Below are 11999 nucleotides of genomic sequence, written 5' to 3'. Positions count from 1 at the left end.
TCGGCTCCTAACTTCGTTGACTGTTTGCGCTCCTAAAGCAGCCAACAGCAGCGATTGCAAACCGCAGAAGGCGTTTTCCGTGCTTTCCCCTACGTCGCTTTAATATGATGAATTGCGTACAGCGCGCTGTCGCCGGAGCGCCAGATCGGCACGAGCCGCGGGTCACGAACGCCCGCCGGAAGCTGCACGTCGATAAGCCAGAGATAGTCGACCTGGTCGAGCGGCAGCGTCGGCACGAGTTGAGCGATGCCGTGGCGTTGGCGGCCCGCCCCGGTGGTGCCGACGCAATCGGGTGGCGAGACGAGCTGTGAGGGATCGGTCACGAAGCCCAGCGGCGCATAGCGCGATTCCAGCAGGTGGACCGACTTCACGGCCCAATGCGCGTTGACCCACGCATCGCGCTCCAGCGTGGCGAGATTGGCCAGGTGGGTGATCCGCGGGTTGCGCCACGCGCGCACGCCGCAATCGGCGAGGGTGAAGTTCAGCACCCGGCTGCCGCGCGCGACATGGTCGAGCGCCTGCAACTCGCGGTGGTAGCGCTGGCCATAGCCGATGAAGCTCACGGTGGTGACGCCGAAGCGCAGTACCAGCAGCGCGACTCCCGCGGCAGCGACCCAGGCGCGCGGGCGGCGCGGCACGCCGCTCCAGTCCTGCAACGCCAGCGCCAGCATCATGGCATGCGCGATCAGTCGTGCATCGACATTGGCGGTGCCCGAAAGCTGGTAGGGCGCCGCCAGGAACAGTGCGAAGCTCGCCCAGACCGCCAGCCGCCCCCCGCACGCTAGCCGCGCGCCGCGCAGCCGGCCATAGACGAGCACCACAAAGGCTGCGCCCAGGCTCGCCAGGTCGAACACCATGTTCTGGTCGCGCAGCATGTTGAACAGCGCGTCGATCTTGCCGGAGAAGTCCCAGACGGTCTTGCCGCCCTTCTCCCCGCCGGCGGAGAGAACCACCGGCACCGCTACGAACAGGAAGGGCCAGAGCCTGGCGGTGAGCGCAGCGAGGCCGCGCGGCTGCCACCAGCGCCCGATCTGCTCGGCCTCCCAGGCCGCGACCCACAGCAGCAGCAACGCGCCGCCCTCACCATGCCCCAGGAACAGCACCGGGGCGAACAGCGCGAAGACCAGCGCCCGGAGGGATTTGCGCCGCTCGAGCGCCATCCACAGCGCCCAGCCGCACAGCGACAAGGCCGCGCTCAGCGCATAGTTGACGAAGCCCCACAGGAAGGAATCGTTGTAGACGAACAGCAGCGCGAAGGGCAGCGCCGCCGCACCGCCCGGGTTCATTCGCCGGGTGACCGCCAGCAGCCCCAGCACGGTCAGCGCCGGCACCGCCGCGCAGACCAGCCACATCGCCGCCACCGGCCCCAGCAGCGGATGCAGCGCCTGGACGATAAGATCGGCGCCGAGGTTGAGGGTCGGCCGCCAGGCGAAGACGAAATAGCGATGGAGAATGTTCTCCGCCGGCGCCAGCTGCACCGCAAACCGCCCGATATGGCCCGGCACGTCGACCAGCGGCGGCACGCGCACGAACAGGAAGGGGAGGATCGACAGCATCGACAGCAGCAGGATCCAGTGCCAGCGCAGCACCGCTGCCTTGCCCGTCTGCGCGGAAAAGAAGGTCATGGGCCCGTGCCTTATCCCCAGTTTCCACCAGCGTCACCCCATGGCCGCGACTTGTGCCGCCCCCCATGCTTCCGGTAGCGAGGGTCGATGTCCTCTGCCGCCCCTACCCCGATGATGGCCCAGTATCTCGCGCTCAAGGAAGAGGCGGGGGATTGCCTGCTCTTCTACCGGATGGGCGATTTCTTCGAGCTGTTCTTCGAGGATGCGAAGACGGCGAGTTCGGTGCTCGACATCGCGCTCACCTCGCGCGGCGAGCATGAGGGCGACAAGATCCCGATGTGCGGCGTGCCGGTGCACGCGATGGAGGCCTATCTCGCCCGGCTGATCAAGGCCGGCCACCGCGTCGCCATCGCCAACCAGACCGAGACCCCCGAGGAAGCCAAGAAGCGCGCGGGCTCAAAGGCGCTGGTCTCGCGCGCGATCGTCCGTGTGGTGACGGCAGGCACGCTGACCGAGGAGGCGCTGCTCGACAGCCGCACCGCCAACTGGTGCGTGGCCGTGGGCGAAGCGGGCGGCGGGGTCGCGATCGCCTGCGCCGACATCTCCACCGGCCGGTTCGAGCTGATCGAGACCGATGCCGCGCGGCTGGGTGCCGAACTCGCTCGGCTCGATCCCGCCGAGACGATCGCCTGCGACACGACCGACTTTGCCGAACTGGCGACGGCACTCCGCCCCAAACTCGACTTCGACAGCGCTGGCGGCGAGGCGCGGCTGAAGCGGCTGTTCGGCGTGGCGACGCTCGATGGCTTCGGGCAGTTCTCCCGCGCCGGGCTGGCGGCGGCGGGCGGGCTGGTCGCCTATCTCGAGCATACCGCCAAGGGCTCGCTCCCCTTCCTGCGCCCGCCGCGCGTCAGCCGCGCCGAGGCGGCGATGGCGATCGACGCAGCGACGCGCGAGAGCCTCGAACTCACCGTCAGCGCTGCGGGCGCGCGAAAGGGCAGCCTGCTCGACGCGGTCGACCGCACGGTGACCGGCGCCGGCGCCCGCCTGCTCGGTGCCGATATCGCCGCGCCGCTGATGGACCGTGATGCGATCGACGCGCGGCTGGATCTGGTCACGCTGTTCCACGACGATGCCGGCCTGCGCGAGAATATCCGCGCGACGCTGCGTGCGCTGCCCGATATTGGCCGTGCGCTCGGCCGCCTTGCCGCCGGCCGCGGTTCGCCCCGCGACCTCGGCCAGCTTCGCGACGGGCTCGACGGCGCCTGGCGGCTGGGCGAAAAGCTCGACCGACTGGCCGACGCTCCCGCCCTGCTCCGCGAGCTTGCGCCCCAGCTGCGCGGCCATGGCGCGCTGATCGACCTGCTCAGTCGCGCGCTCGTCCCCGAGCCGCCGGTCGATGCCGCGCATGGCGGCTATATCGCCGAGGGCTATGACGCCGCGCTCGACGACCTGCGCGACGCCGGCGCCGGCGGCCGCCGCGCCATCGCCCTGCTGGAGGCCGAGTATCGCAGCCGCACCGGCATCACCGCGCTCAAAATCCGCCACAACGGCGTGCTCGGCTATCATATCGAAGTCCCCGCGCGCTCGGCCGACGCGCTGATGAAACCCGATAGCGGCTTCACCCATCGCCAGACGCTGGCCGGCGTCGTCCGCTTCAACGCGCCCGAGCTGCACGACGTGGCGGTGAAGGTAACCCAGGCCGGCGCGCACGCGCTCGCCGCAGAGGCCGCGCATCTCGAGGACCTGACCGGCCAGGCGCTCGCCCGCCGCGAGCCGATCGCTGCGACCGCCGACGCGCTCGCCCGGATCGACGTGGCAGCCGGTCTCGCCGAGCGCGCGGCCGAAGGCGGCTGGGCGCGCCCCGACTTGGTCGAGCATAGCTGCTTCGAGATCGAAGGCGGTCGCCACCCAGTGGTCGAGGCCGCCGTGTCGCGCGCCGGCGGCCGCTTCGTCGCCAACGACTGCAGGCTTTCCGAGGATTCGCGCCTATGGCTGGTCACCGGCCCCAACATGGGCGGCAAGTCGACCTTCCTGCGCCAGAACGCACTGATCGCGGTGCTCGCCCAGGCCGGCAGCTACGTCCCCGCCACCCGCGCAACGCTGGGACTGGTCGACCGGCTGTTCAGCCGCGTCGGCGCCTCGGACAATCTCGCCCGCGGCCGCTCAACCTTCATGGTCGAGATGGTCGAGACCGCCGCGATCCTGGCACAGGCGACCCCGCGCAGCTTCGTGATCCTCGACGAGGTGGGCCGCGGCACCTCGACTTATGACGGGCTCGCGATCGCCTGGGCGGTGGTGGAGGCGATCCACGAGGAAAATCGCTGCCGCTGCCTGTTCGCCACCCATTATCACGAGCTGACCCGGCTGGCCGAGCGCTGCGACGCGCTCACTCTTCACCATGTCCGCGCCCGCGAATGGAAGGGCGAACTGGTGCTGCTCCACGAGCTGGCGGACGGCCCGGCGGATCGCAGCTACGGCATCGCCGTCGCGCGGCTCGCGGGCATGTCGCCCGCCACTGTCAAGCGCGCCAAGGCGGTGCTCGACAAGCTCGAGGCCGGCCGCGCCAAGACCGGCGGGCTGGCCGCCGGCCTCGACGATCTGCCGCTGTTCGCCGCCGTCGCGCACGCCGAGGACGAGAAGGTAGACGCGCTGCGCCACGAACTCGACGCGCTCGACATCGACTCCCTCAGCCCGCGCGAGGCGCTGGACGTGCTGTACAAGCTGAAGGGGTTGGCGGCGGAGGCCTAGGCGGCCGCGCGTTCCGTGTGCGCTTCTAGGAAGGCCGCCGCTGCATCAGCCGGCAGCGGTCGCGAGAACAGATAGCCCTGATATTCGTGGCACCCATACGAACGCAGGAAGCCTTGCTGCAATTCGTCTTCCACGCCTTCCGCGGTCACGCCGATGCCGAGCGACTGGCCGATCCCCAGCACCGCCTGGATGATCGCCCGCGCATCCTTCGAACGGGCGAGGTCGCGGACGAAGCTCTGGTCGATCTTCACGCGATCCACCGCCAGCTTGTGGAGGTGCGAGAGGCTCGAATAGCCCGTGCCGAAATCGTCGAGCACCAGTTGCACGCCCGCCTTGCGCAACCGGCCCAAAACCAGTTCGACGCTGGCATCCATGGCCAGCATCGTGCTTTCGGTGACTTCGAGCTGCAATTGCCGGGGATCCATCCCGTGCCGCGCAAGGATGGCGAGGATGCGGGAGTCGATGTCCGGACTGCGCAGCTGGATTGGCGACAGGTTCACTGCCAGCGAAAGCGACGGGAAGCGTACCATCATCGCAGCCGCGCGATCGAGCACCCATTCGCCGAGCGGCACGATCAGCCCGCTCGCCTCGGCAACGGGAATGAAGCGCAGCGGCGGGATCGTGCCTTGCTGCGGATGGTGCCAGCGCACCAGCGCCTCGACCCCGACGACGCGGTGGCCGCCGGCATCGATCACCGGCTGGTAATGGAGGTCGAGCTGGTCACCCACAGCAAGCGCAGTGCGCAGATCCGCTTCCAACGTCCGGCGCGCCTGCACTTCGGCCGCCAGCGCGGCATCGTAGAGGCGAAAGGCGTTGGCCGGCTGGCGCTTCGCCTCGTAGAGCGCGAATTCGGCGCGGCGATGCAGTTCTGCGGGGGACAGGCCGGGTTCCGCCCAGGCGCAACCGACCGAGACGCCGAGCGTGACGGCCCCCGAAGGCCCGACGAGCGGCGCGTCGATCAGCGCGAGCACCCGCCTGCATGCCGCCTCGGCAGCGGCGGCGTCGCCGCAATCCTCAAGCAGCACCGCGAAACTGTCGCCACCGGTCCGCGCCACACGGTCCGACCCGCGGGCAGCGCCCGCGAGCCGGTAGGCGAAAGCTCGGAGCAGGGCATCGCCGACGCCATCCCCGAAAGCGTCGTTGATGTCCTTGAACTGGTAGAGGTCGATCAGCACCAGCGCAGGCCCCGACGGTGGACACGTCGCCAGCGCACCGGTCAGTTGCTCGTTGAGCGCGGCGCGGTTGGGCAGGCCGGTCAACGTGTCGTGATAGGCAAGGTGACGAATACGCGATTCCGCGGCGCGCAACGGCGTGATGTCGGTAAGGATCGTCAGCACCAGCGGCGTGTCACCAACGACGATCCGGCGGCGGCGGGTGACCAGGTTCCGTACCGTTCCGTCATGGCCGACGAGCAGCTCTTCGGTCTCGAGGTCCTTGCCGGTTGCGAAGACCTGGGCATGTTCGGCGACGAAGCGGGTGATCTGTTCGGGCGAGAGATAGGCCTCGATCGGCGTCGAGAGCCAATGCGCCCGGTCTTTGCCGACCAGATCGCAATATGCCTGGTTCACTTCGACGATGCGATCGTCCTGGTCGATCAGCAGCACCGGCGAGGGCAATGCCTCCAGCATCATCCGCATACAGGCGCCGAGCGCCGTGTCCGCGTCTCCCTGCTCTGCCTGCTGCATCGGGCGCTCCGCTGCCAATAATCCCTGGAGCGTGCGGCTCTGCCCTTTCGACTCGGGCGCTGCCTAGTTGGGGTAAATCCATATCGGAAGCGTAATTTTCCGATAACTAAACGCCCTGGCTGGGCGCCCTTTCGCGGTGGGCCCAAAATGAAAGAGGCCGCCGGGCCCTTCTCCAAGGTACCCGGCGACCCCCGACATGGTCAGCGGCCGGAGAGCTCCAGCCCGGGAGACCATGCGGACCGCATTACCTGCAACTGCCACCGTTGGCTGGAGGAGGATACCTCCCGGCGGCACTATGGATGGAGGGCTTCCATCCACGCGGCAGGATCAGCGGCGCGTCTCCCGAACGAACTGAACCGACCTCACTGCTGAACCATGAGACATCGGATCACCTCCTTTCGCTTGTTGAAGAGCCTGTGCCTCTCGACACACTTGACATGTAGGATGACCGTGAGTCGCAGAACAAGTCTTGTAAAAGATTTTTATCGGTGCGATTCTGGACGTCTGGGCCGAAGCGATGTGCCGCATCGCCTATTTGCGGCAATCCTCCACCACCCGCAGGATCTCCGGCCAGGCCGGAATCACCAGCACCGGCAGGCCGCCCCCCTCGATCACGAACCGCCCGCGGCTGAAGCCAAGCGCGTCGAGAAAGCCGTCGTTCGCCGCAAAGGTCATGGCGATCATGCCGGATGCGCCGATGTCGGGCGTGGCGGGGATGGCCCGCACGGCGCTGGTGGTGCGCAGCGTAAGCGTCGTCGGCGCTTTGCCGGTACGCGACAGCGTCACGCGGCGCGCCGCCAGATCGCAGCGCAGGGTGGCGAGCGGCGCGCCACCAGCGACGCCGTAGGTAGCGCTGCCGGCCCGATAGCGCCAGTCGCCGGGCGTGAGCGGCCAGTCACGCCAGTCCGCCCCGCGCGTCGGAGCGGGCGGCGGCGGCGCGGGTGCAGGCACAGGCAGCGGCCGGGGCGCAGATGCGGGTGGCGGCGTGGAGGGAGCGGGCACGCAGCCGGCGAGCGCGATGAGGCCGACGCCGGCGAACAGGGAAAGCAAACGCATGGCCGGGCTTATGGACGCGTGCGGGGGGCGGCTCAACCTGCGGCTGCAGCGATCACGACGGAACGCAAGCTGGCGGCGATGCGTGGGGCGTCAGGCGGCGCGAGGGACGATCCGATCGAGCGCGCCGTTCATGGCGCGTCTGGCTTCTTCGAGATCGAAGTCCATCTGCAGACCGAGGAAAAAGCCCTCTGACATGCGGAGATAGCGCGTCAGGCGCAGATCGGCGTTGGCATCGACAGGCGCGTCCCCCGCGACAACCGCAGCCAGCTTCACCGGATCGAGACCGGTACCGGCTGCCAGCTCTACCAGTGGGAGGTCGGCGCCGACGAGAAACGCCTCACGCAGGACGTCCCCCGGGTGGACATTGTCCAGCCGGCCATAGTCAGGCGGCAAAGCGGGCCGCATAGATTGCAGGTCGATAGCGCGGTTCCGGTATCGGCAACCCGTTTGCCCGCGCTGCCTCAATCCACCCGTCGATCGCTTCCCGAACATTGGCAAGCGCAAGTTCGGGCGTGTCGCCATGCGTCGTGCAATAACGCAGGTCCGGAACATCGGCGATCCAGCACCCATCCTCGTCCGACCATAGAAGATTGATGTGATAATGCGGCGCGCTCATTCTTCCATACTCAGCCCGAACTCAGCCACCATAGCAAGAAACTGGCGCACCTGATAGCGCTTGGCGTCCTTGCCATCGGGTTGAACGGTCAAAACGAACGGCACCGCCGGGTGGACATATTGGCGATGGCTGCCCTTGGTGCGATCCAGAATGAAGCCGAACGCCTCCAGCAGGCGCTCGAAGTCCCGGAATGCGAGCGCGGCACGCGGATCGCTGAGTAACTGCGCATAAAGCTTAGAAATGCGGACCATGGCTCGCTTACTCGTCAAATAGGCGAGTCACTCAATAATGCTGAACACGCGCGAAAAGCGAGAGCCAAACCGTTCGCTACCCTACCCCCGCCGCGGCCCGCCGAACTTGGTCTTGGTCTGCTGGCCGAACCGCGTCTTGCGCGTACCCGGCTTGCCTTCGTTGCTCCGCCCCATCACCGGCGCCTTGCGCTCGCCCTCGGGGAGTCCAAGTTCCTCCGCTTCCAGCGCGCGGATCTCGTCGCGCAGGCGGCCGGCTTCCTCGAACTCCAGGTTCGCCGCCGCGTCGCGCATCTTCTTTTCGAGTTCTTCGATATAGCCGCGCAGATTGTGGCCGACCATGTGCGGGCGGTCGGCATCGATCTCCACCGTCACCCCGTCCTTCGAGGCGACATGGGCGATGATGTCGCCGATATTCTTCTTGACCGTCTCCGGCGTGATCCCGTGTTCGAGATTGTACGCCATCTGCTTCTCGCGGCGGCGGCCGGTTTCGGCGAGCGCGCGTTCCATGCTGCCGGTCATGCGATCGGCATAAAGGATCACCCGCCCCTCGACGTTGCGCGCGGCGCGGCCGATCGTTTGGATCAGCGAGGTCTCGGAACGCAGAAAGCCTTCCTTGTCGGCATCGAGGATCGCGACCAGCCCGCATTCGGGGATGTCGAGCCCCTCGCGCAGCAGGTTGATGCCGATCAGCACGTCGTACACGCCCATGCGCAGGTCGCGGATCAGTTCGATGCGCTCCAGCGTCTCGGTGTCCGAGTGCATGTAGCGGACCTTCACGCCCGCCTCATGCATGTACTCGGTCAGGTCCTCGGCCATGCGCTTGGTGAGCGTGGTGACGAGCGTGCGATAGCCCTTGGCCGCGGTCGCCTTGCACTCCTGGATCAGGTCCTGCACCTGTTCCTCGACCGGGCGGATCTCCACCGGCGGATCGATCAGCCCGGTCGGGCGGATCACCTGCTCGACGAACACGCCGCCGGTGCGCTCCATCTCCCAGTCGCCGGGGGTGGCCGAGACATAGGTGGTCTGCGGCCGCATCGCGTCCCATTCGTTGAAGCGTAAGGGCCGGTTGTCGATCGCGCTCGGCAGCCGGAAGCCGTATTCGGCGAGCGTCAATTTGCGCTTGTGGTCGCCGCGCGACATGCCGTTGATCTGGCCGATCGTCTGGTGGCTCTCGTCGACGAAGAGCAGTGCGTTTTCGGGCAGATATTCGAACAAGGTGGGCGGCGGTTCGCCGGGCAGGCGGCCGGTGAGGAAGCGGCTGTAATTCTCGATGCCCGCGCAGGAGCCGGTGGCCGCAATCATCTCCAGGTCGAAATTGGTGCGCTGCTCCAGCCGCTGCAGCTCCAGCAGCTTGCCCTCGGCTTCCAGTTCCTTGAGCCGCTCGGTCAGCTCGTGGCGGATCGCCTCCATCGCCTGCTTCAGCGTCGGCCCCGGCGTGACGTAGTGGCTGTTGGCATAGACGCGGACATAGTCGAGGCTCGCCACCTTCTTGCCGGTCAGCGGATCGAACTCGACGATCTCCTCGATCTCGTCGCCGAAGAAGCTGATCCGCCAGGCGGTATCCTCATAGTGCGAGGGGAACAGCTCGAGGTTGTCGCCACGCACGCGGAAGGCGCCGCGCCCGAAGGCGGCGTCGTTGCGCTTGTACTGGAGGGCCACCAGCTTGCGGATGATCTCGCGCTGGTCGACCACCTGGCCCTTCTTCAGGTCGAAGATCATCGCCGAATAGGTCTCGACCGAGCCGATACCATAGAGGCACGAGACCGAGGCGACGATGATCACGTCGTCCCGCTCGAGCAGCGATCGGGTCGCGGCGTGGCGCATCCGGTCGATCGCCTCGTTGATCGAGCTCTCCTTCTCGATATAGGTGTCCGAGCGCGGCACATAGGCCTCGGGCTGGTAGTAATCGTAATAGCTGACGAAATATTCGACCGCGTTTTCGGGGAAGAAGCTCTTGAACTCGCCATAGAGCTGCGCGGCGAGGATCTTGTTGGGCGCGAGGATCAGCGCGGGGCGCTGCAGTTCCTCGATCACCTTTGCCATCGTATAGGTTTTGCCAGACCCGGTGACGCCGAGCAGCACCTGGTCGCGCTCGCCCGCCAGCGCCTGCTCGACCAGCTCCGGAATCGCGAAGCGCTGATCGCCCGAGGGCTGGTAATCGGAGACGAGCTTGAACTTCTTGCCGCCCTCCGCCTTTTCCGGGCGCTGCGGGCGGTGGGGGATGAAGGCCTGCCCCGTTTCGGGCTCGGCAAGGTTGGTCCGGATCTGGATCGCCATGGCCGGAATATGGGGTGCGGGGCGCCGTCTGAAAAGCGGCCTTTCGACCAAGAACTTGGGCGATCAGGGTGTTGGCCGGTACGCGATGCGCCACATCGCAAGGCCGATGCCGCCCGCGAACAGTGCCACCGCCATCGCTTGGGCGAGCTTGAACGCCAGCCCCAGCAGCCAGCTGCGCGTGTCGATCGGCGCCAGGCTGAACAGGCCGCCGCCGCTCTGCGCGCCGACGAACAGGCCGAGCGCGAGCAATCCCGTCACCCCGGCGGCATAGCGCCCTCGGCGCAGCCCGATCGCATGCAGCAGCAACCAGATCGGCCCGCCCACCGCGGCGAGCGCCAGTCCGGCGAACAAAGTCCCGATCGCCCAGCCTGCCAGCAGCGCCAGCGGCGCACGCTGCCCCGCCGCGATCAGCAGCATCAGGATCAGCAGCCCACCCAGGCCGCTTCCGGCGACCAGCGCCTTCGCGATCTGCCCGCCGCTCGTTTCAAGATGGCGCCCCGCGCCAATATCGTCGTGCATCCGTCCCCGCCCCTCGCTCCTTCTTAGGAACGGTTGCGAAGCGTCTCAACCTCAGCGGAAGCGGTCGAAGCGCCCCTCGGCACGGCACGTCGCGATGCCCTGGTCGCTCGGCGCCGGTGGTGGCATGCTGATCGCAGGCACGTCGAAGCTGCGGCCGATAGCATGATCGACGAAGCGATCGGCACCGGTCCCGCCACAGCGGAGCATCGCCGCGAGCAGGTCCGGCGGGGTGCGATAGGCTTCCCAGGAAAGCCGGAAGGTGCCCCAGTGGATCGGCAGCGCCCAAGGGCGACCGAGTCCGTCCCATACCCGGATCGCGTCGCGCGGGCCGATATGGGCGTCGGCTGCCATCTGGCCCGGCTTGAAACGGAACGCGCCGATCGGAAGCGCGGCGAAGCGCACCGGACCGAGTGCGGCGGCTTCGGCGGGCCACTTCCCGTCACCCCAGCCGGTATCGCCGGCAAAGAACAGGTTGCCGCCGGGCAGCGTCACCACGAAACTCGACCAGAGCGCGCGGTTGCGATCGGCGAACCAGCGGCTGCTCCAGTGATGGTTGCGGGTCACCACGACATCGATGCCGGGCCGCAAGGTCAGCCGCTGCCCCCAGTCCAGCCCGCGCGCCGGCACCCCCGCCTGCCCGATCACGCTGTCGTTGCCGAGCCCGGTGACGATCAGCGGGCGATCACGCTGCCAGATCGTCTTCAGCGTCGCGAGGTCCAGATGATCGTAATGATTGTGGCTGACGACGATCAGGTCGATCCTGGGCAGGTCCGCCAGCCGCACGCCCGGTGCCGCCACCCGCTTGGGCCCGATGCCAAGCGGCCCCGCCACGTCGCTCCACACCGGATCGGTGAGGATGTTCAGACCCTGGCTCTGGATCAGCACGCTGGCATGGCCGATCCAGGTGACCTTCATCGCCTGCCCGTCCACCCGCGCCGGCGGAAGCCCCGGGGTGACCGGCACGCTGGCAGGCCAGGGCGGCTGTTGGGTCATGCTCAGGAAGCGCTGCACGAGAAACGCGAAGCCCGTCGCTGGGACCGGCGCGCTGTCGCCATCGGGGTTGGCAAAGCGCGCCCCGTCGAAATGCGCGGTCTCCGGGCCCCGATAATAAGTGCGATCGAGGAAGGGAGGTACCAATGTCAGGAACAGGCACAGCGCCACCACGATCCAGAGCAAGAGTCCGACAAGTGCCTTGGCCATGGTCGCAATACGCATGGCCGCGGGTGATGGCCGCAAAGCCCCTTGCGATCAACCGCCCCGATCCCCTAGCGCGGGCGCC

General features: G+C 67.7%; 10 protein-coding genes. 1 reads left to right on the top strand and 9 read right to left on the bottom strand.

The features are described 5' to 3' along the window. Window positions 1–89: 89 nt before the first annotated feature. Window positions 90–1625, bottom strand: a complete 1536-nt coding sequence (locus CA234_RS00975; protein ID WP_126000654.1) for a hypothetical protein — start codon at window positions 1623–1625, stop codon at window positions 90–92. 111 nt (window positions 1626–1736) lie between these two features. Between CA234_RS00975 and mutS the strand changes: the two genes are divergently transcribed. Continuing rightward, window positions 1737–4316 (top strand): DNA mismatch repair protein MutS, encoded by a 2580-nt coding sequence (mutS, locus tag CA234_RS00970; RefSeq protein ID WP_125976663.1) that lies wholly within the window; start codon window positions 1737–1739, stop codon window positions 4314–4316. On the opposite strand, the gene CA234_RS00965 is transcribed toward mutS, so the two are convergent. From CA234_RS00965 to CA234_RS00930, 8 genes are all read right to left on the bottom strand, one after another. Beyond that, entirely contained in the window at window positions 4313–6001 is a 1689-nt protein-coding gene (locus CA234_RS00965; RefSeq protein ID WP_241213124.1) for an EAL domain-containing protein, read from the bottom strand. The two genes, mutS and CA234_RS00965, sit on opposite strands and share 4 nt — an antisense overlap. A gap of 531 nt (window positions 6002–6532) precedes the next feature. Next, on the bottom strand, window positions 6533–7057 hold the full coding sequence (locus CA234_RS00960; protein ID WP_125976640.1) for a hypothetical protein: 525 nt from the start codon (window positions 7055–7057) through the stop codon (window positions 6533–6535). Window positions 7058–7147: 90 nt separating this feature from the next. Next, entirely contained in the window at window positions 7148–7462 is a 315-nt protein-coding gene (locus tag CA234_RS00955; RefSeq protein WP_125976639.1) for a HigA family addiction module antitoxin, read from the bottom strand. Then, on the bottom strand, window positions 7440–7673 hold the full coding sequence (locus CA234_RS00950; protein WP_125976638.1) for a type II toxin-antitoxin system HicB family antitoxin: 234 nt from the start codon (window positions 7671–7673) through the stop codon (window positions 7440–7442). The genes CA234_RS00955 and CA234_RS00950 overlap by 23 nt, the downstream gene beginning before the upstream one ends. Continuing rightward, complete coding sequence (locus CA234_RS00945) at window positions 7670–7924, bottom strand: type II toxin-antitoxin system HicA family toxin (protein ID WP_125976637.1); 255 nt, start codon at window positions 7922–7924, stop codon at window positions 7670–7672. Before CA234_RS00945 ends, CA234_RS00950 begins: the two co-directional genes overlap by 4 nt. A gap of 81 nt (window positions 7925–8005) precedes the next feature. Next, window positions 8006–10201 carry an excinuclease ABC subunit UvrB gene (gene uvrB / locus CA234_RS00940; protein ID WP_126000653.1) on the bottom strand — a complete coding sequence of 732 codons (2196 nt, stop codon included), beginning with the start codon at window positions 10199–10201 and terminating at the stop codon, window positions 8006–8008. A 63-nt stretch (window positions 10202–10264) separates the two neighbouring features. Beyond that, window positions 10265–10720: a hypothetical protein gene (locus tag CA234_RS00935; protein ID WP_125976635.1), complete on the bottom strand. Its 456-nt coding sequence runs from the start codon at window positions 10718–10720 to the stop codon at window positions 10265–10267. A 51-nt stretch (window positions 10721–10771) separates the two neighbouring features. Next, window positions 10772–11935 (bottom strand): MBL fold metallo-hydrolase, encoded by a 1164-nt coding sequence (locus tag CA234_RS00930; RefSeq protein ID WP_241213123.1) that lies wholly within the window; start codon window positions 11933–11935, stop codon window positions 10772–10774. Window positions 11936–11999 lie beyond the last annotated feature (64 nt).

Source organism: Sphingomonas sp. ABOLE (assembly GCF_003950455.1).
GTDB classification, from domain to species: Bacteria; Pseudomonadota; Alphaproteobacteria; order Sphingomonadales; family Sphingomonadaceae; genus Sphingomonas; species Sphingomonas trueperi.
Note: the sequence above shows the minus strand (reverse complement) of the source record. Positions and strands in the feature narration are given on the sequence as shown.

Bases quoted from the DNA above. Each gene is read 5' to 3' on its own strand.
- CA234_RS00960 (WP_125976640.1), bottom strand. From the start codon at position 7,057: ATGCGTTTGCTTTCCCTGTTCGCCGGCGTCGGCCTCATCGCGCTCGCC.
- CA234_RS00935 (WP_125976635.1), bottom strand. From the start codon at position 10,720: ATGCACGACGATATTGGCGCGGGGCGCCATCTTGAAACGAGCGGCGGG.
- CA234_RS00950 (WP_125976638.1), bottom strand. From the start codon at position 7,673: ATGAGCGCGCCGCATTATCACATCAATCTTCTATGGTCGGACGAGGAT.
- CA234_RS00975 (WP_126000654.1), bottom strand. From the start codon at position 1,625: ATGACCTTCTTTTCCGCGCAGACGGGCAAGGCAGCGGTGCTGCGCTGG.
- uvrB (WP_126000653.1), bottom strand. From the start codon at position 10,201: ATGGCGATCCAGATCCGGACCAACCTTGCCGAGCCCGAAACGGGGCAG.
- mutS (WP_125976663.1), top strand. From the start codon at position 1,737: ATGATGGCCCAGTATCTCGCGCTCAAGGAAGAGGCGGGGGATTGCCTG.
- CA234_RS00955 (WP_125976639.1), bottom strand. From the start codon at position 7,462: ATGCGGCCCGCTTTGCCGCCTGACTATGGCCGGCTGGACAATGTCCAC.
- CA234_RS00965 (WP_241213124.1), bottom strand. From the start codon at position 6,001: ATGCAGCAGGCAGAGCAGGGAGACGCGGACACGGCGCTCGGCGCCTGT.
- CA234_RS00930 (WP_241213123.1), bottom strand. From the start codon at position 11,935: ATGCGTATTGCGACCATGGCCAAGGCACTTGTCGGACTCTTGCTCTGG.
- CA234_RS00945 (WP_125976637.1), bottom strand. From the start codon at position 7,924: ATGGTCCGCATTTCTAAGCTTTATGCGCAGTTACTCAGCGATCCGCGT.